Source organism: Photobacterium iliopiscarium (assembly GCF_003026395.1).
In the GTDB taxonomy this organism is placed as follows: Bacteria; Pseudomonadota; Gammaproteobacteria; order Enterobacterales; family Vibrionaceae; genus Photobacterium; species Photobacterium iliopiscarium.
In genome coordinates, this window is sequence record NZ_PYOO01000020.1 from 32,250 (window position 1) to 51,882 (window position 19,633).

Consider the following 19,633-nt stretch of genomic DNA (forward strand, 5'->3'; position numbering starts at 1 on the left):
TTAAAATCGGAAAAATCGATTAGTATAATGTTTTACCATCGAAAATGATGATTGTCACGAAAGGAATGTAACAGCCACATACAGAATGTAGCTGTTTTATTTAGTAAAAAGCGAATCGAAAGGGTTTACTCGGGTACGATCCACTCGACCTTATGATGGCCATGATTCGGTGCTATCGCTTGTTGTAGCCATGGCAGTATTTGCTCCATTTGGGTAGCTAACTTCCATGGTGGATTAATTACAATCATGCCTGAAGCGGTCATGCCTCGTTCTTCAGTATCTGGTTCTACACCCAGTTCAATTTGAAGAATATTGCGAATATTTAAGTCTTTCAAACCTTGAATCATATTATCAATTGTTTCGCGGTAAACCACCGGATACCAAATTGCATAGGTACCTGTCGCCCAACGTTGGTGGCTATGCTTAATCGCTTTTACCACATCTTGATATTCATGTTTAAGCTCATAAGGTGGATCAATCAGTACCATTCCACGGCGTTCTTTGGGTGGTAGGCTTGCTTTTAAACGTGCAAAAGCATCTTCTTGATACATTTTAACGCGACGATCACCACGGAATTCTTGCAGTAATAATGGAAAATCGCTTGGGTGTAATTCGGTTAATACCATGCGATCTTGTGCGCGGATTTGGGCGCGTGCCACTTTGGGTGAGCCGGGGTAATAACGCAATTCATCCGTGTCATTAAGGGCTTTAATGGCATCAATATAAGCGGTGATTTCTGTCGGGATATCGTCGCGTGACCAAATGCGGGCGATACCTTGCTTAAACTCTCCGGTTTTTTCGCTGCGCTCATCTTGAAGATCATAGCGACCAACACCTGAGTGAGTATCGTGATACACGAATGGTTTATCTTTCTGCTTGAGTGCATCCAGAATTAAGCTTTGAACAATGTGTTTAACCACGTCTGCGTGGTTGCCAGCGTGAAAGCTGTGGCGATAACTCAGCATGAAATTAGTCTCTATCGGTATCTAAAGCAGGGATGCTAACTGCTATTATCGTCAATTATTCACCAATATCCAACCATAGAGCCCACCTTTGCGATTATCAATATGGCTTAAATAGGCGATTTAAACCTTTTTAGACCCTAAACTGATCAAAGGATTGAAATTTAACTATTGCGGGCGCATGTTAATAAGAAGATAAAAATAAAGGAAAAGTGTATGTCTAACCCATTATTGACGATGACTGATTTGCCACCGTTTGCTCATATTAAGCCTGAGCACATTAAACCTGCGGTTGAACAAGCAATCACTGATTGTCGAAACAACGTTGAAGCTGTGTTATCTCAATTTCAAATGCCGACGTGGAATACGATTTGTCGTCCATTGGCAGAGTTAGATGATCGTTTAGGTCGTATTTGGTCACCAGTAGGGCATCTTAATGGGGTGAAAAATAGCCCTGAGTTACGCCAAGCGTATGAAAGTTGCTTACCGTTATTATCAGATTACGCGACGTGGGTTGGACAACATAAAGGCCTTTATGATGCGTATAAGATGATTCAAGCCAGTGATGATTTTGCTGATTTAAGTCAAGCCCAACAAAAATCGGTTACTGATGCCCTGAAAGAGTTTGAGCTTTCTGGTATTGGTTTACCTGCTGAGCAACAACAACGCTTTGGTGAGATCAGTAAACGTTTATCTGAACTAGCCTCAACCTTTAGTAATAATGTACTCGATGCCACTATGGCGTGGAGCAAAGTGATCACTGATGTTGAGCAACTTCGCGGCCTACCAGAATCCGCATTGCAAGCAGCACAAGCGAATGCACAAGCTAAAGATGAGCAAGGCTATCTATTTACGTTAGATATTCCTTCATACCTACCTGTGATGACGTACTGTGATAACCGTGAGTTACGCGCTGAAATGTATCAAGCATTTAGTACTCGAGCGTCAGATCAAGGTCCAAATGCGGGCGAGTTTGATAATACTGACATCATTGCTGAAAAACTAAAATTGAGTCATGAAGTTGCATTGTTATTAGGTTTTAGCAGCTACGGTGAGAAATCACTGGCAACTAAGATGGCACAATCGACTGACCAAGTACTGGGCTTTTTAAATGACTTAGCTGATCGCGCCAAGCCACAAGGTGAGCGTGAAGTGGCAGAGTTGCGCGACTATGCGCGTAATGAATTTAAGGTTGAACAGCTTGAACCGTGGGATTTCGCTTTTTATTCTGAAAAATTAAAGCAACATCGTTACAGTATTTCTGATGAAGAATTACGACCATATTTCCCTGAGCAAAAAGTGGTTGCGGGATTATTTGAAGTGCTAAACCGTGTGTTTGGGCTTGAAATAAAACAGCGCCATGGGGTGCAAGTGTGGCATGAATCGGTGACCTTCTATGACATCTTTGATGCTAAAGGCTCGTTGCGTGGTAGTTTCTATTTAGATTTATATGCCCGTGAACATAAACGTGGTGGCGCATGGATGGATGAGTGTATGGTTCGCCGTACGCGCATTGATGGTAGCTTGCAAACCCCTGTCGCGTATTTAACCTGTAACTTTAATCGTCCTGTTGGCGATCAACCTGCATTGTTTACGCATAACGAAGTTACAACCTTGTTCCATGAAACAGGGCATGGTATTCACCATATGCTAACTCAAATTGATGTCGCTGCGGTATCGGGTATTAATGGTGTGCCGTGGGATGCGGTTGAATTACCAAGTCAATTTTTAGAAAATTGGTGTTGGCAGGAAGAAGCGTTAGCGTTTATTTCTGGTCATTACCAAACCGGTGAACCATTGCCTAAAGCGATGCTAGATAAAATGTTAGCGGCTAAAAATTTCCAATCTGCGATGTTTATTTTGCGTCAGCTTGAATTTGGTTTATTCGATTTCAGTTTATACACTAACTACGATCCACAAGTTGGTGCTCAAGTGTTAGAAACCTTGTTTGCAGTTAAAGATAAAGTGTCGGTAGTGCCTAGTCCTGAATGGGGGCGTTTCCCACATAGCTTTAGTCATATTTTTGCCGGTGGTTATAGCGCAGGTTATTACAGTTACTTGTGGGCAGAATTATTGTCAGCTGATGCATTCTCTCGTTTTGAAGAAGAAGGTATTTTTAATACGCAAACAGGTAACGACTTCCTGACGTGTGTCTTAGAAAAAGGCGGCAGTGAAGAGCCAATGGAATTGTTTAAACGTTTCCGTGGCCGTGAGCCACAATTAGATGCAATGTTGCGTCACAGTGGTATTACTGGCTAAGACGCGTTAATTGCGAAGGTCAGATTAATAAAAAAGGCTCCTTGGGGAGCCTTTTTTGATCGTAGTGCTAAGAGGATGATCCACTTAGCTAAATTATTTGGTGTATCAGTCTTGTACCGTTATTGCCATTGGCCAGCCCATATCTGTTTGGCGGGTGGCTTCTTGGATTAGTTCACTACGAGTTAATGGATTATTGATCAACCATTTAGCCGATAATAATAACGTCAATTTGTTATCTTCCATGCATAAGCTAAATGGAGGTAAACACGTTTGATCTCGGCGATGACATAAAATAATTGCTAATCGTAGTAAGCGTAGCAAACGGGCTGCACTTGGTGCTGATAACGCATGTTGCTCTGGTAAGCTGGTTAATGGGCCGTTATGACGGCGCAAGAGTTCAGCAATGAGATTTTTTTGGGCACGAGTAAAGCCAGGTAAGTCCATGTGCTTAATTAAGTAAGCCGCATGTTCACCACTTTTTTTAAATTCAATGCTAGCGCCAATCTCATGTAATTTAGCCGCCGCTTGAAGTAAATTTTCAGCCGGTGGTTCCAATTGCCAGTTTGGGCATTGGGCTAATAACATCAGAGCCATATTGCTGACGTTATCGGCATGGGTATGATCTAATTGAAACCGTTGCTGCATGCTACTAATCGTACGAGAGCACACATCGTGGTGACGCATTTGATCCATCATTTCATAAACTAAGCCTTCACGTAGCGCACCGCCAGCAAGGGTCATAGATTCAATTTTTAATGATTCAAACAGCGCAATTAGGATCGATAGTCCACTTGGGAAAACCAATGCACGCTCTAATGTTAACCCTTCAATATCAAGGTCTTCTAAGCGTTCATATTGCATTGCTTGGCGTTGAAGGCGCTTAAGTTTTGGCAGAGTGATAATCTCATCCATGCCTTGTGCGAGCATAATTTCTTGTAATGCTTGCACGGTGCCGCTTGCGCCAACACAGGTTTCCCAACCTTGGTGGGTGTAACGTTCAATAATGGTTTCAATCGCATCTTTAGCGCCATTAATAGCAGCATCAAAGTTGACTGAGGTTAGGTAGCGATCTTTAAAATAACGCTCTAGCCAAGTGACACACCCAATTTTTAGGCTTGTCAGTGCGCTGGCATCAAAACCTTCACCAATAATGACTTCGGTACTGGCTCCACCAATATCGACCACCAGGCGTTTATCGCTGCCCCCAGAGGTATGCGCTACCCCTTGATAGATAATGCGTGCTTCTTCTTCGCCCGCTATCACGCTTACAGGATACCCAAGTATACTGTGAGCTTGGGAAAGAAATTCGTTAGCATTAACCGCTGTACGCAAAGCGGCAGTGCCGACAATGCGAATATGATCAGGTTTGATATCTTGCAAACGTTCGGCAAATATTGTCAAACACTCAAGGCCACGTTGAATGGCTTCTTGACTGAGTTCGTTTTGATTGTTCAAACCTGCAGCTAAACGTACTTTTCGTTTAATTTTAGCCAGTGTTTGCACGCTGCCATTGACTTCACGAACAACCCACATATGAAAACTGTTCGAACCTAGATCAATAGCGGCATAAAGCGGTGATACTGAATTTCTTTCCATAGAGATACTTTAACTTATTTTATGCTGGTTTGTTTTGTGGCGGACGACGGCGATTATTACGCTGACGAGATTGCCCCTGGCCTTGACCTTGACGCTGGTTATTACGACGACCACCTTGACGCGGAGTACGCTGTAAGCGAATTGGCGCAGGTAAATCATCTAACAGAGCATCAGAGTCATACTTTGATTGTGGAATACCATGCTCAATGTAAGTCTCAATCGCAGGTAGGTTAATCGCGTATTCTTCACAAGCGAAACTGATTGAATGACCACTTTCACCAGCACGACCAGTACGACCAATACGGTGAACATAATCTTCAGCGTCATCAGGAAGATCGTAGTTAAATACGTGGGTAACCATTGGGATATGTAAACCACGAGCAGCGACATCAGTAGCTACTAGGATATCAATATCACCTTTGGTGAATTCTTCTAGAATACGCTCACGTTTTTTCTGTGGAACATCACCGTTAAGTAGACCTACGCGATGACCATCAGCGGCTAAATGACCCCAAACATCTTCACAACGATGCTTAGTGTTAGCGAAAATAATCGCACGATCTGGCCATTCTTCTTCAATTAACGTTTGTAATAAACGCATTTTTTCTTGGTTTGATGGGTAGAACAACTCTTCTTGAATGCGGTGACCTGTTTTTTGTGCAGGTTCAACTACAACACTTTCTGGGCTATTCATATGCTCAAATGCAAGTTCTTTAACGCGGTATGATAACGTTGCTGAGAACAGCATGTTTAAACGCGCTTTAGGTTCAGGCATACGGCGGAACAAGAAACGGATATCTTTAATAAACCCTAAGTCGAACATACGATCGGCTTCATCAAGTACTACGACTTGAATGCTGGCAAGGTCGATAACGCGTTGCTTATAGAAGTCGATAATACGGCCACAAGTACCGATTAAAATATCAACGCCTTCGTCAAACACTTGTTTTTGTTTTTCATAAGGTTCACCGCCGTAAGCAAGGCCAGCTTTAAGGCCAGTGCTTGCAAGTAGCGATGACGCATCATTGAAAATTTGGATCGCCAACTCACGCGTTGGCGCCATAATGATCGCCCGCGGTTGATTGGTTTTACGCTCTGCTGGTGCAGGTGTCTCCAATAGATAGTTAAAAGTAGCGGTCAGAAAGGCTAGGGTCTTACCCGTACCTGTTTGAGCCTGTCCCGCGATATCATGGCCAGTGAGCACAACTGGCAATGCCAAGGCCTGGATCGGGGTACAATAATGAAACCCTTTCTCTTCCAATCCTTTTAGCACTAGGGGGTTTAACCCTAGTTCGGCAAATTTCTGCTCTGTGATATGTGTCGTTTTCATTACTATAGAATATCAGCTTAGGGTTGCAATACGAAACGTATTCCATTCAAATAGGATAACGATTTGCTGGTTAATTCAATATCAGCTAACAAAATCACTGTTGGAGTGGAAGATGAGCGATAAGATTGTGCAGCTTACCGATGAAAGTTTTGATACTGATGTTGTCAATGCTGCGGGCCCGGTACTGGTTGATTTTTGGGCTGAATGGTGTGGTCCATGTAAAATGATTGCCCCGATTCTTGATGAAATCGCTGATGAATACGAAGGCAAATTAACGATTGGTAAATTAAATATCGACCAAAACGCGGCAACACCGCCAAAGTTTGGTATTCGTGGTATTCCAACGTTATTACTGTTTAAAGATGGCGCAGTGGCAGCAACTAAAGTTGGCGCGTTATCAAAAACTCAACTGAAAGAGTTCCTTGAAGCGAACTTATAAGTGATATAATACCAACCATACACAATTTCTAAGTTGTGCATGGTTGGTCTAGCGACTATGCTAGACTGGTAGAACATTTAGTGTTAACGTAATGCACAGAAATTGCATTTCCGTTCAATTCTTGACCAAACCCTATTGGTCATCCTTATCTCAACTAATATAGAACCCCGATTTTGACAGACAAGAAACCCACCACTATGAATCTTACAGAACTCAAGAGCCAACCTATTCCTAAGTTGGTATCACTTAGCGAAAGTTTAGGATTGGAAAACCTGGCCCGCTTACGTAAGCAGGACATCATCTTCTCCATTCTTAAGCAACACGCGAAGAGTGGTGAGGATATTTTTGGCGACGGTGTTCTAGAGATTTTGCAAGATGGCTTCGGCTTTCTGCGTAGCGCAGACAGTTCTTACCTTGCAGGCCCAGATGATATTTATGTATCACCAAGCCAAATTCGTCGTTTTAACCTTCGTACTGGCGATACCATTGCCGGAAAGATTCGTCCACCGAAAGACGGTGAACGTTACTTTGCACTATTAAAAGTTAACGAAGTAAACTACGACAAACCTGACAACGCTCGCAATAAAATCCTTTTTGAAAACCTAACTCCACTGCACGCAAACGATCGTATGCGTATGGAACGTGGTAATGGCTCAACTGAAGATATTACAGCGCGTGTTCTAGATTTAGCTTCACCAATCGGTAAAGGCCAACGTGGTCTAATTGTTGCTCCGCCAAAAGCGGGTAAAACAATGTTACTGCAAAATATCGCTCAAAGTATTTCTCACAACCACCCAGAATGTGTGTTGATGGTATTGCTTATCGATGAGCGTCCGGAAGAAGTAACTGAGATGCAACGTCTTGTGAAAGGCGAAGTCATTGCATCAACGTTTGATGAACCAGCTTCACGTCACGTACAAGTGGCAGAAATGGTCATCGAAAAAGCAAAACGTTTGGTTGAGCATAAGAAAGATGTTGTTATCTTACTTGACTCAATTACGCGTCTAGCGCGTGCTTATAACACCGTTATTCCTTCTTCAGGTAAAGTATTAACCGGTGGTGTAGATGCTAACGCCCTTCATCGTCCTAAGCGCTTCTTTGGTGCTGCACGTAATGTAGAAGAAGGCGGTAGCTTAACTATCATCGCAACAGCGCTAGTGGATACTGGCTCTAAGATGGATGAAGTTATCTACGAAGAATTTAAAGGTACTGGTAACATGGAACTGCACCTTTCTCGCAAGATTGCTGAGAAGCGTGTTTTCCCTGCGATTGATATCAATCGTTCAGGTACCCGTCGTGAAGAATTATTGGCGAAAGCTGATGAGCTACAGAAAATGTGGATCCTGCGTAAGATCGTTCACCCAATGAGTGAAACGGACAGCATGGAATTCTTGATCGACAAACTATCAATGACGAAAACTAATGAAGAGTTCTTTGACGCAATGCGTCGTCAGAAATCATAATTAATTTAAGCGGTTATTGAATTAAAAACGTCACTTTCGAGTGGCGTTTTTTTTTGGCTGAAATCCAAACCTCATACCTAACATGATGGGGTTAACCCACAGAATTTAAACGGGTATTTTCTTTTTGTGGTCGACGGGTGTTTTCCTCTGCACAACTGGTTATACTAGCAAAAATCATTCTCATTAAGTTAATGGCAGCAATGCTGGTTTGACTTAGTTTAGCTACAGGTAGCCGCTATGAAATACAAGGATCTACGTGACTTTATTGCCTATTTAGAACAACAAGGGCAATTGCAGCGTATTCAACAGCCGGTTGATCCTAATCAGGAAATGACGGAAATTTGCGATCGTACTTTGCGTGCGGGCGGTCCAGCATTACTGTTTGAAAATCCTGTCGGTTATGACATGCCTGTACTGACCAACTTGTTTGGTACCCCTGAGCGAGTCGCAATGGGAATGGGGCGCGATAATGTTAAGCAGTTACGCGAAGTTGGAGAATGGTTAGCGTATTTAAAAGAGCCCGAGTCACCGCATGGTTTGCGAGATGCGATCAATAAGATTCCGGTGTTTAAGCAAGTGCTTAATATGCCTACTAAAGTATTGCGTAAAGCGCCTTGCCAACAAATCATCTGGCAAGGTGATGAGGTTGATTTAGATAAAATCCCGGTCATGAGTTGTTGGGCTGGTGATGTCGCACCGTTGCTAACATGGGGTTTAACTATTACCCGTGGTCCCAATAAAAAACGCCAAAATCTTGGTATTTATCGTCAGCAAAAAATTGCCAAAAATAAAGTCATCATGCGTTGGTTAGCACATCGTGGTGGCGCGTTAGATATGCGTGAATGGTGTGAAGCCCACCCGGGTGAAAAGTTTCCTGTCACGGTTGCTTTTGGGGCGGATCCTGCCACTGTGCTTGGTGCAGTAACCCCTGTGCCTGACACGCTGTCTGAATATGCGTTTGCTGGTTTATTGCGTGGTAGTCGTACTGAGGTGGTTAAAAGCATCAGTAACGACTTACAAGTACCAGCCAGTGCTGAAATTGTCATGGAAGGCTATATTGACCCTGAAGAATATGCTGATGAAGGTCCTTATGGCGATCATACCGGCTATTACAATGAGGTTGAACGCCATCATGTGTTTACCATTACTCATATTACGATGCGTAACGATCCGATTTATCATAGTACCTATACCGGGCGTCCACCGGATGAACCCGCAGTGCTTGGGGTGGCATTAAACGAAGTCTTTGTGCCGATTTTACATAAACAGTTTCCTGAAATTGTCGATTTTTATCTGCCGCCAGAAGGGTGTTCTTACCGTATGGCCGTGGTAACAATGAAGAAGCAATATCCCGGTCATGCTAAGCGGGTGATGATGGGGGTGTGGTCATTCTTACGTCAGTTCATGTATACCAAGTTTGTTATCGTGTGTGATGATGACGTTAATGCGCGTGATTGGCAGAGCGTGATTCATGCGATGACGACGCGAATGGATCCGGTGCGAGATAGCCTATTTATTGATAACACTCCGATTGATTCTCTGGATTTTGCCTCACCCGTCGTGGGTTTAGGTTCAAAAATGGGAATTGACGCCACCATTAAATGGCCGGCTGAATTGGCAAATACGACAACGATCTCGTCACCAATAACAACTGAATTTGATATTGAGGCTGGGATTGTCGCTTTGACGTTACAATTTCCCGCTATTATTGATTGTTATCTACCACCTGAAGCTGCTGATTACAGCATGGCAATCGTAAGTATGAATAAAACCATCGCGGGTGAAGCCGAGCAAGTGATGACTGGTGTCTGGGAATTTTTGAATCAATTTATCGATGCTAAGTTTGTGATTGTGTGTGATGGTGACGTTAATGTACGCGATTGGAACGATGTTATTTGGGCGGTGACGACTCGAATGGATCCAAGCCGTGATACGGTATTAATTGCCGCAACAGCAACGCATTGTTCGAAAATTGGTTTGGATGCAACCAATAAAATTGGCGTAGAAACCCACCGTGAGTGGGGTACTCCAATCGTTAAAGATCCACAGATAGTGGCGCAGGTTGATGCAATGTGGACTCAATTAGCGATCAATAACTGATCGCCGAAGATGGCCTTGAGTCACACTCATTAGCCTGATATTTTTATGTTTCAATGATAATTATTGTCATTGAATTGAGAGTTTTTTATGTACCAAGTACGCCTGTTGCCCAATAACATTACGTTTACTGCTAGCCCGCAGCAAACCGTACTACAAGCAGCGCTCGACGCAGGTATTGCTTTCCCTAACCGTTGCCAAGTGGGTGCTTGTGCGATGTGTTTGTGTCGTAAACAACAAGGTCAAATAAGCTATGAGCTTGAGCCGATGTTAACGCCACAAGAGCAGGCACAAGGCTGGATCTTTGCTTGTCTTGCGAGAGTGGAAAGCGACTTGGTGTTATCGTTAGACTAGAGGAAAACCATGTCTATCCAATGTGAAGTAAAGTCAGTTGAACCGTTGGCATGTAATACATACCGTATTTTATTAACGCCATTACAAGCCCTCGATTTTAAAGCGGGTCAATATTTATTAGCGGTGATGGGTGAGCAAGATAAACGTCCATTCTCAATTGCTAGTAGCCCTTGTCGTCAAGGTGAGCTTGAGCTTCATATTGGTGCTGCTGAACATAATGCTTATGCACTAGAAGTGGTTGAGACGATGAAGAACGCATTAGTTTCTCACCAAACAGTGACGGTTGAAGCTGCGCATGGTGAAGCTTGGTTACGCCATGAAAGTCAGCGTCCATTGCTAATGATTGCTGGTGGAACGGGGTTCTCTTATATTCGCAGTATGGTTGATAATTGTATTAGTCGTGGTTTAACTCAGCCGATATTTATTTATTGGGGAGGGCGTGATGTGTGTCAGTTGTATGCTAACGCTGAAATGGAGGCATTAGCCCAGCAGTACCCCAATATTAGCTATGTACCCGTGGTTGAAACCGCAGCTGAAGGTTGGCAGGGTAAGGTTGGTAATGTGCTTGATGCGGTTGCTGACGATTTTATTAGCTTATCTGCGTATGACATTTATGTTTGTGGTCGTTTTGAAATGGCGGGCGCGGCCCGTGAACGTTTCTGTACTGAAAAAGGTGCATTACGCGATCATATGTTTGCTGATGCGTTTGCGTTTATTTAACGACTAAACCGCATGAGAAAGGCGCGATAGTCGCGCCTTTTTTGTGACTATTTTTTGATGGATAATTCTCTTTGGGTCGCAACCTTTTGTTTAACCCATGTTTCGTTAAACCATAATGATAATAAAATAATCCCGCCACCAATAATTAATCGTGAGTAATCCACATCGTGGTTCCAGATCACAATATTAACGATTAGCCCTGCGGGGACTAAGGCGTTATTCATTATTGCTAACGCGCCAGCATTGACCATTGTCGCGCCTTTGTTCCAAATGAAATACCCTAATCCAGAAGCAATCACACCGAGGTAGGTTAAAATTCCCCACTGTAATGATGTTGTGGGTAATTTGGCACTATTACCAAACAATAAATACATCGGCACTGCCACGCAAACTGCCCCTAAATAAAACCAGCCAAAGACCGTATGCTGTGGAATATTCGTTTGTTCTTGTTCAATAATGCGTTTATAGCCAACCTGACCAATCGCAAAGCATAGGTTAGCGCCTTGAACAATGAAAAATCCAATAATGAAGTGTTGATTGATCCCTTCAAATTTAATTACTGCGGCTCCAATGACCGCGATCACCGCACTCAGTAAATACCATGGCGAGAATTGTTTATGTAATGCGTCATAAATAAGGGTGACATAAATCGGAGTGAAAATAGTGAACAGCAACACTTCTGGTACGGTTAGATACAAGAACGATTGATAATAAAAACAATACATCAACCCTAACTGAAATGCGCCGACAACCATTAATTTGAGAGCAAGCTTTGGGTGTAGATGTTTGGTGCGTAAAAACGGTAAAAAAACCACTGCAGCTAAACAAACGCGGGTTAATACTGAAAACCAAGCATCGACTTGGCCCGCAAGATAAACGCCAATTAAGCTGAACGAAAATGCCCATAACAGGGTTATTACAGATAAGTATTTCATTGTGATAAAAGGGTGTATTGAGAGGGGGTGCTAGCAGTGTAACTAAATTGCAGAGTGAAGAATATGATAATAATGGTACGGAATAATAGCGATGATCAGCAGTCGTTATGACAACGACTGCTATATCGATGGTGATTTATTTTAGTGGTACGATTAATAAATCAACGGGAGTGCGACTAATAAGTTGACGCGTTGATGATAAAATCTTACTCCAAAAATCTTGATGATGACCACAAATCACTAAATCAACGTTAAGATCTTTGATTGTACTACAAATCTCTTCACTTAAATCACCACTACCCACTAAGGTGTGAGCAACAGGATAACCCGCATTATTGGCAAGTTCATGTAATCGAGTTTGAGCATCATTTTCAGCACGTTCGTGCATTTCTGCTAAGTTAATATCAATTAAACCAGTGTAAAGATCAGCATAGTCAACATCGATGTGGACCAGTGATAGTTTAGCACCTAATGATTGTGCTAATTTGGCGGCTTTATTGACGAGATAAGCGCTATCTTCAGACAGATCGATAGCAGCGATAATATGTTTATAAACCATCACTTACATTCCATAGCCATATAATAATGGTCTATGTTAGCACTGGTCTACACTTAAAAATATCGTTTAGATCGCATCTATAGGTTACGAAATGGTTAATTATTTTTCGTAAACGTTGAGTCATTTTTATTGTTATTTTAGTGGTTTATACTAACAGTAGCGCCCTTATCAAGGGTGTTTTGTTCATTTGTTGCATTCTTAACAATGCACAGTGACAATGTGTTGATTACACTTAAACAAACAGGAGTCGTGCAATGTTAGCTAAGGCAATGGTTGAAAATCTTAACGAGCAAATTAATTTAGAATTCTTTTCTTCAAATTTATACCTGCAAATGAGTGCATGGTGTGAAGACAAAGGTTTTGAAGGTGCTGCTGCGTTTTTACGTGTACATGCTGCTGAAGAAATGCAACATATGCAACGCTTGTTTACTTATGTGAGCGAAACGGGTGCATTACCTATTTTAGGTACTATTGAAGCACCAAAGCATGAGTTTGCTTCTCTTGGTAATGTATTTCGTGAAACCTACGAGCATGAACAACTTATCACTAAAAAAATTAATGAATTAGCCCACGTTGCATTCTCTACTCAAGATTATTCAACGTTTAATTTCTTACAGTGGTATGTGTCAGAGCAACACGAAGAAGAAAAATTATTTAAAGGCATTTTAGATAAAATTGAGTTAGTTGGTGAAGATGGCAAAGCGCTATTCTTTATTGATAAAGATTTAGCTGCGATGGCGAAAGGTGAATCAGCACCAACATCGGTAATGGACTCACAAGCTTAAAGTGATTTTTGGGGCGTAGTCATATCGCCCCTTTTATCCCTATTAAGGCGGTGATATATAAAGGGGATAACTATGATCAGTGGTGATGCACTTTTGGTTGCGATTTTTGTGGTGGCAACTGTTAATACTTGTAGATATATCAGTACATTACGTTGTTTGTTAGTGGTGATGCGAGACTGTGATCCGTTGTTATATCAACAGGTCGACGGGCGTGGTTTCTTTTCTTCGCAAGGTAATGTCAGTAAACAAATTCGCTTATTTCATTATATTCGTAGCCAGCAGTATAAAAAACATCACGATCCGCTTTTTATAGCTAAGTGTATGAAAGTCAGAAAATTGTTTGTATTGGCGAGTACCTTTATGATTACCTTTTTTGTGGCTATTTTTGCAGTAGCCTTTCTCGGGCTTTAAATACATATCTCTTTTTAGGTGTCACTTTCCTAGTGGCACTTTCTTTGCTCTATCCCCATTCAGTGTTATATCATGGGTCTTGATATAACCACAGCTTATCAATCACAGCACCTTTTTACTCATTCAGTATCGGAAACTAAGTCGTTATGGATCAATTTATCATCTGGTGGTCATCCCTTGAAAAAGGAGCATCTGTTAATTGGATGTATAACATTGGCCTGTTAATACTGTTGAGTACGTTATTGTGGTGTGGGTGGCTATTACTCTCGCGCCGCTTAGCGACCATGGCAAGTAAAACCCATTTAATTTGGGATGATGCTTTAATTGATGCTGTTCGAACACCGGTTTCATTATGTATTTGGGTGTGGCCGGGTTTGATGGCATTAGGCATTATGGTTGATAACGTCACTTCTTATTCCAGTGGTTTCTTGGCCTTATTGCGTCATTTACTATTGGTCGGGGTCTTTATTTGGATCGTGATGCGGTTGATCACCAATATTGAACAGACAATATTAGATAACCGTCCCCATCGCGATGCCACGACAGTAACTGCTATTTCAAAAATACTACGCTTAATTGTGATGGTATTGAGCAGCCTAATTGTGATGCAGAACTTCGGCTTAAGTTTGTCGGGGCTGTTAACGTTTGGTGGTGTCGGTGGCTTAGTGGTCGGTATGGCAGCTAAGGATTTATTGGCTAACTGCTTTGGTGGGATGATGCTTTATTTTGATCGCCCTTTTAAAGTGGGTGACTGGATCCGTAGTCCTGATCGCCAAATAGAAGGCACGATTGAGCGAATTGGGTTTCGAATGACAGTGATTCGTACCTTTGATAAGCGACCACTGTATGTGCCAAATTCGGTTTTTAGCTCGGTAGTAGTGGAAAACGCCTCACGAATGCAGAATCGTCGTATTAAACAAAGTGTTGGTTTGCGTTATTGCGATGCGTCGGTGGTCGGGCTGGTGGTTGATGATATAAAAAAAATGCTCCAAAACCATGCTGATATTGAAACCCGTCAAACCTTGATTGTGAGTTTTGACACTTATGGCCCCTCATCATTGAATATTTTGGTTTACACTTTTACCAAAACGGTTGATTGGGTCAAATACAAAGCGGTTCAGCAAGACGTGATGCTGAAAATTGTCGAGATAGTACATCATCATGGTGCTGATTTCGCGTTCCCTACTACGACCTTAGACATGCCTACAGCCGCTATTACTGCATTAACCGCTATTGAAAATCAGCAACAAGCTTGATTTTTATCGAATAAATAGTTGTTCTTGGATAGCGGTTGGTATTGAGCGTAGAGGTAGGTAAAATAACCACGACTATAGAAAAAGGATGCTAATCGTTAGCATCCTTTTTGCGTTTATTGAGTGAAATTAAAGGCTGATTGAAATTCATGGCAAACAAGTATGATGTAGTAATTATTGGTGCAGGTGCGGCAGGTTTAATGTGTGCTGCCGCTGCGGGTAAACGTGGACGTTCAGTGTTAGTGCTCGATCATGGTAAGAAACCCGGCCGTAAAATTTTAATTTCAGGTGGTGGTCGTTGTAACTTCACTAATAATGATGTTGCCGCCAATAATTATGTTTGTCGTAATCCCCATTTTGTTAAATCAGCATTATCGCAATACAGCCAATGGGATTTTATCGGCTTAGTGTGTCAGCATGGAATTGACTACGAAGAGCGCGATCACGGTCAGTTATTTTGTATTGATTCAGCGAAAGACATTGTCAAAATGTTGGTGGCAGAATGTGATTTGCCTAATATCAACTTACGTTATCAGGCTGAGATTACGTCAATTATGCAGCAAGAGGCTGGTTTTAGCCTCACTGTTAATGGTGATGCTATCAGTTGTGAGTCGCTGGTGGTTGCTACTGGTGGCTTGTCGATGCCTAAATTGGGTGCAACCCCGTTTGGTTATCAAATTGCTGAACAGTTTGGTTTGAAAATGGTGCCAACCACAGCAGGATTAGTGCCATTTACGCTTCATAAACAAGATAAAGACGCTTTTGAAGAATTATCGGGTATTGCTGTACCCGCTGTGATCACAACCGCTGACGGTACCAGTTTCAAAGAAAATTTATTATTTACCCACCGTGGCTTATCGGGCCCTGTGGTACTGCAAATTTCATCTTATTGGTTGCCAGGTCAAAAAGTGAGTATTGATTTATTACCGACGCTTAATTTGGCTGATACGTTAATTGAATTACGTGAACAGCATCCCAATCAGAGTCTAAAAAACACCTTATCGCGCTTGTTGCCTAAGCGTCTAATTGAGGTGCTAATTACTCGTGGTGATATTACTGATAAGCCATTAAAGCAACTTAATCACAAAGAATTTGAGCAGTTAGCAACCTATTTTCATCAATGGAACATTGCGCCAAATGGCACTGAAGGCTACCGCACTGCTGAAGTGACGTTAGGTGGGGTTGATACTGATGAATTATCATCAAAAACTATGGAATCTAAAAAAATCAAAGGTCTGTTTTTTGCTGGTGAAGTGATGGATGTTAGCGGTTGGCTTGGCGGTTATAACTTTCAATGGGCTTGGAGTTCTGGGTATGTTGCTGGTCAAAATGCATGATATTTGAACGATAACTTAAGCGTTTTTGTTCTTTAAAAGATTCAAATTTTATCCAAAATGGTGTTTTTTTATCGATATTGCTTAAAGAGGAATAAAATCTTTTTAAGTAATATCAATTGGTTGTATTTTATTTGATGTGTTTGTGCAAAATAAATCTTTACAATAATTGCTAACCACATAATAATGATGTCGCTCTGTTGTTCGGAGTTATTAATGAAAACATCAAGTAAAAGAAAAACCCTCAGAATATCTTCGTTATTGTTGCATTCCTTAGTGTTTCCCTTAGCTTCATAGTCACATTCAATAATTCAAGCTCTCAGTGCATCGTGATATAATCACGATAAATATTATGAATTTTAATCCAATATTAAGGGACACATTATGTCTACTACTGGTATCGTTAAGTGGTTCAACGAAGAGAAAGGTTTCGGTTTCATTACTCAAGACAATGGCGGTGCTGACGTATTCGTTCATTTCCGTGCAATCGCTTCTGAAGGTTTCAAAACTCTTGCTGAAGGCCAAAAAGTGTCTTTTGAAGTAGAGCAAGGCCAAAAAGGTCTTCAAGCTGCAAACGTTGTAGCTTTATAATATTTTAAGTCGACGCAAATGGTAGCAGTACCGTTTGCGTCACTTTTAATAACATGCATTTTAACTAAAAAATTATTTATACAATATCATCGAAATATAAAACACTTCCAACATCTGCATCTGCATCTGCATCTGTCGTTACGTTCCTTATTTTCTTCGTTACATTATTATAAATAGCATTTTAATACTTAATCCGTAGAAAAGATTTAGATGAATTTTATCGTCTTAATATTTTGTTACGCATAAACAATTGAGGATACTTATGTCTCGTTCATTAGGCCGTAAGCGGTTTTGGTTCCAACAAACTCGCCCAGAAAACCCTGTAAATTCAAACGAAAACCAAGAGGTTAAACAATGATAGTAAATTTTAATTTAGTAAAAGATCAACGTGCTTGGACTGCCAATATTCACCAGTTAAATAGTGATGTGTTAAAACGTCATATTCTTATTAACGGTAATGTGGATAATCTAGATATATCATTTAGTTACTGTGAAAAAACAGCCGCAGGCAACATAACGAACAGCAGCAATAAAGTAATTGGTAATTTCTACATTTCTTATTAATACCTCAGGGGATTTAATTAAGAAATGATTTTAATTAAATGTCTTATCTCGCCAAATGACATTATTTAATGATTATGTAAGTATTGAATGCCTTCTATAACAACACGGTATTGTTATAGTGATTACGCGAAGATTATTACTTATATAAATATTATCATTTCAGATTATTACGCTACGCAATAATATAATTACATTTAAGTTAAGGGACACATTATGTCTAATACAACAGGTATCGTTAAGTGGTTTAACGAAGAGAAAGGTTTTGGTTTTATTACTCAAGACAACGGCGGTGCTGACGTATTCGTTCACTTCCGTGCTATCGCTTCAGAAGGCTTCAAAACGCTTGCTGAAGGCCAAAAAGTGTCTTTTGAAGTAGAGCAAGGCCAAAAAGGTCTGCAAGCTGCGAACGTTGTAGCTATCTAATTTATCCTCGCGGATAAATAATAAAAATGCTGGCTAAGGCCGGCATTTTTTATATCTATACATTGCTATTACGGACACGTTTTCTAAGAATATCCTGCATATCCTGCATATCCTGCATATCCTGCATATCCTGCATATCCTGCATATCCTGCATATCCTGCATATCCTGCATATCCTGCATATCCTGCATATCCTGCATATCCTGCATATCCTGCACATCCTGCAAAATTACCGACAAAAAAAATCCCCCGCTTATTATCAGCGGGGGATTGGTAGGGTAGTCACATTAGCGCATTAGGCGATTATAGTGCTTCTTTTTTGATACAAAGAACGTGGTATTTACCGTCTTCGATTTCTGCGCCTTCAGTTTCGTGTTCGAAACCAGGGAACTCAGCGTCCCATGCTTCTAGTGCTTTCAAGTACTGGATTTGAGGACTTGTATCATCACCGAAGTTTTCGCCACCCATAAGCATTGGGATGCCTGGTGGGTAAGGGATAACAGAGTTCGCTGCAACGCGGCCAACAAGTTTATCCGAAGCCACTAGCTCTACATCATCTGATACGACGAACTGGTAAGCAGTACGTGGTTTCACTTCCATTACAGGAAGGCTTGAGTAAGCGTGGTTCAGCACTTGGCTTGGGTTGTGACGTACTAGGTACTTGAACATACGCTCGCCAAGGTCTTTCAGACCAAGACCACGGTAAACTTCTGGAGCAGAAGCGACTAGTTCAGGTAATAGTGTTTCGATGTCTGCGTTAGCATCGTAGTGACGTTTGAATGACAACAATGTGTTGATCAATGTGTCACGCTTACCTTTAGTAATACCCATTGAGAATAGGAACATTACTTGGAAGTCAGTTGTACGTGTTGGTACGATACCGAAACGACCTAGGTAAGCCGTTACAAGTGCTGCTGGAACACCTGTTTCTAGGAAGTTACCGTTGTCATCAAGACCCGGAGTTAGCAAGCTAACTTTGATTGGATCAAGCATACACCAGTCATTGTCGATTTCGTCAAAGCCGTGCCACTTGTCACCAGGAGTCAGTTTCCAGTTCTGTTGGATAGTCATTAGTGACTCAACAGAAGCGTCTTCGAAATTAACCTTGTCACCGTTCATTTCTGTAACAGTTTCAGCATTCCAAGGTTTGAAGAACCAGTCTTTTTCGCTAGTGTATTCGTTAAATAGTTGACGCATGTTCTGACGGAAGATGATCGCTTCGCGGTTCACTTCGTTAGTTAGCGATAAACCACTTTCACCTTTCATCATGTTTGCTGCAATATCGTTAGACGCACAGATTGCGTATAGTGGCGATGTTGAAGTGTGCATCATGTAAGCTTGGTTGAAACGGTCAAAGTTGATCGCGTTCTCACCGTTACGTACGTGAATGTATGATGCTTGAGATAAGGCATTCAATAACTTGTGTGTTGAATGTGTTGCAAATACTGTAGGACCAGTATGGTCTTTAGCATCGCCACGCATTGCGTAGTGACCCTTGTAGATAGGGTTAAAACGTGCGTAACCAAACCATGCTTCATCCATGTGAATACGGCTAGAGC

20 protein-coding genes are annotated in these 19,633 nt (G+C 41.6%); 13 read left to right on the forward strand and 7 right to left on the reverse strand.

Going from position 1 to position 19,633, the window contains the following annotated elements; all coding sequences use genetic code 11:
- Nucleotides 1-125: 125 nt before the first annotated feature.
- On the reverse strand, nt 126-965 hold the full coding sequence (locus C9J51_RS18205) for a 23S rRNA (adenine(2030)-N(6))-methyltransferase RlmJ (protein WP_045039805.1): 840 nt from the start codon (nt 963-965) through the stop codon (nt 126-128).
- 213 nt (nt 966-1,178) lie between these two features.
- Here C9J51_RS18205 and prlC point away from each other — a divergent pair, with 213 nt between their 5' ends.
- Complete coding sequence (prlC, locus tag C9J51_RS18210; RefSeq protein ID WP_045039804.1) at nt 1,179-3,221, forward strand: oligopeptidase A; 2,043 nt, start codon at nt 1,179-1,181, stop codon at nt 3,219-3,221.
- A gap of 105 nt (nt 3,222-3,326) precedes the next feature.
- Here prlC and gppA read toward each other — a convergent pair whose 3' ends face one another.
- Nucleotides 3,327-4,817 (reverse strand): guanosine-5'-triphosphate,3'-diphosphate diphosphatase, encoded by a 1,491-nt coding sequence (gppA, locus tag C9J51_RS18215; protein ID WP_107275264.1) that lies wholly within the window; start codon nt 4,815-4,817, stop codon nt 3,327-3,329.
- 19 nt (nt 4,818-4,836) lie between these two features.
- Complete coding sequence (gene rhlB, locus C9J51_RS18220; RefSeq protein WP_045032079.1) at nt 4,837-6,147, reverse strand: ATP-dependent RNA helicase RhlB; 1,311 nt, start codon at nt 6,145-6,147, stop codon at nt 4,837-4,839.
- A gap of 112 nt (nt 6,148-6,259) precedes the next feature.
- Between rhlB and trxA the strand changes: the two genes are divergently transcribed.
- From trxA to fre, 5 genes are all read left to right on the forward strand, one after another.
- Nucleotides 6,260-6,586, forward strand: coding sequence for a thioredoxin TrxA (trxA, locus tag C9J51_RS18225; RefSeq protein ID WP_045032077.1), 327 nt, complete (start codon nt 6,260-6,262; stop codon nt 6,584-6,586).
- A gap of 197 nt (nt 6,587-6,783) precedes the next feature.
- Nucleotides 6,784-8,049 (forward strand): transcription termination factor Rho, encoded by a 1,266-nt coding sequence (gene rho, locus C9J51_RS18230; RefSeq protein WP_045038462.1) that lies wholly within the window; start codon nt 6,784-6,786, stop codon nt 8,047-8,049.
- A gap of 237 nt (nt 8,050-8,286) precedes the next feature.
- Nucleotides 8,287-10,149, forward strand: a complete 1,863-nt coding sequence (gene ubiD / locus C9J51_RS18235; RefSeq protein ID WP_107275265.1) for a 4-hydroxy-3-polyprenylbenzoate decarboxylase — start codon at nt 8,287-8,289, stop codon at nt 10,147-10,149.
- A gap of 87 nt (nt 10,150-10,236) precedes the next feature.
- Nucleotides 10,237-10,500, forward strand: a complete 264-nt coding sequence (locus C9J51_RS18240; protein ID WP_045038464.1) for a 2Fe-2S iron-sulfur cluster-binding protein — start codon at nt 10,237-10,239, stop codon at nt 10,498-10,500.
- A 9-nt stretch (nt 10,501-10,509) separates the two neighbouring features.
- Nucleotides 10,510-11,220, forward strand: a complete 711-nt coding sequence (gene fre / locus C9J51_RS18245; RefSeq protein ID WP_045038465.1) for an NAD(P)H-flavin reductase — start codon at nt 10,510-10,512, stop codon at nt 11,218-11,220.
- 47 nt (nt 11,221-11,267) lie between these two features.
- On the opposite strand, the gene C9J51_RS18250 is transcribed toward fre, so the two are convergent.
- Both C9J51_RS18250 and C9J51_RS18255 read right to left on the reverse strand, forming a co-directional pair.
- Nucleotides 11,268-12,155, reverse strand: a complete 888-nt coding sequence (locus C9J51_RS18250) for a carboxylate/amino acid/amine transporter (protein WP_045039803.1) — start codon at nt 12,153-12,155, stop codon at nt 11,268-11,270.
- Between the two features lie 136 nt (nt 12,156-12,291).
- Nucleotides 12,292-12,714, reverse strand: coding sequence for a universal stress protein (locus C9J51_RS18255; RefSeq protein ID WP_045038467.1), 423 nt, complete (start codon nt 12,712-12,714; stop codon nt 12,292-12,294).
- Nucleotides 12,715-12,968: 254 nt separating this feature from the next.
- Between C9J51_RS18255 and ftnA the strand changes: the two genes are divergently transcribed.
- The 7 genes from ftnA (at nt 12,969) to cspE (C9J51_RS18290) (ending at nt 18,075) form a co-directional block, all read left to right on the forward strand.
- Nucleotides 12,969-13,499, forward strand: a complete 531-nt coding sequence (ftnA, locus tag C9J51_RS18260) for a non-heme ferritin (protein WP_045038468.1) — start codon at nt 12,969-12,971, stop codon at nt 13,497-13,499.
- Nucleotides 13,500-13,571: 72 nt separating this feature from the next.
- Nucleotides 13,572-13,910, forward strand: coding sequence for a universal stress protein UspB (gene uspB, locus C9J51_RS18265; protein ID WP_045039802.1), 339 nt, complete (start codon nt 13,572-13,574; stop codon nt 13,908-13,910).
- 146 nt (nt 13,911-14,056) lie between these two features.
- The gene (locus C9J51_RS18270; protein ID WP_107275266.1) at nt 14,057-15,166 is read left to right on the forward strand and encodes a mechanosensitive ion channel family protein; all 1,110 of its coding nucleotides are present in this window, start codon (nt 14,057-14,059) and stop codon (nt 15,164-15,166) included.
- Between the two features lie 146 nt (nt 15,167-15,312).
- Nucleotides 15,313-16,500, forward strand: a complete 1,188-nt coding sequence (locus C9J51_RS18275; protein WP_045039801.1) for a BaiN/RdsA family NAD(P)/FAD-dependent oxidoreductase — start codon at nt 15,313-15,315, stop codon at nt 16,498-16,500.
- Nucleotides 16,501-16,881: 381 nt separating this feature from the next.
- Nucleotides 16,882-17,088, forward strand: a complete 207-nt coding sequence (gene cspE, locus C9J51_RS18280; protein ID WP_036789206.1) for a transcription antiterminator/RNA stability regulator CspE — start codon at nt 16,882-16,884, stop codon at nt 17,086-17,088.
- Nucleotides 17,089-17,442: 354 nt separating this feature from the next.
- Nucleotides 17,443-17,652 carry a hypothetical protein gene (locus tag C9J51_RS18285; protein ID WP_045032057.1) on the forward strand — a complete coding sequence of 70 codons (210 nt, stop codon included), beginning with the start codon at nt 17,443-17,445 and terminating at the stop codon, nt 17,650-17,652.
- A gap of 213 nt (nt 17,653-17,865) precedes the next feature.
- Nucleotides 17,866-18,075, forward strand: a complete 210-nt coding sequence (gene cspE, locus C9J51_RS18290; protein ID WP_011218617.1) for a transcription antiterminator/RNA stability regulator CspE — start codon at nt 17,866-17,868, stop codon at nt 18,073-18,075.
- A 55-nt stretch (nt 18,076-18,130) separates the two neighbouring features.
- On the opposite strand, the gene C9J51_RS18295 is transcribed toward cspE (C9J51_RS18290), so the two are convergent.
- Nucleotides 18,131-18,313, reverse strand: coding sequence for a hypothetical protein (locus C9J51_RS18295; RefSeq protein WP_146149927.1), 183 nt, complete (start codon nt 18,311-18,313; stop codon nt 18,131-18,133).
- 64 nt (nt 18,314-18,377) lie between these two features.
- The coding region (locus tag C9J51_RS18300; protein ID WP_456107123.1) for an Orn/Lys/Arg family decarboxylase at nt 18,378-19,633 on the reverse strand (1,256 nt) is incomplete at its 5' end.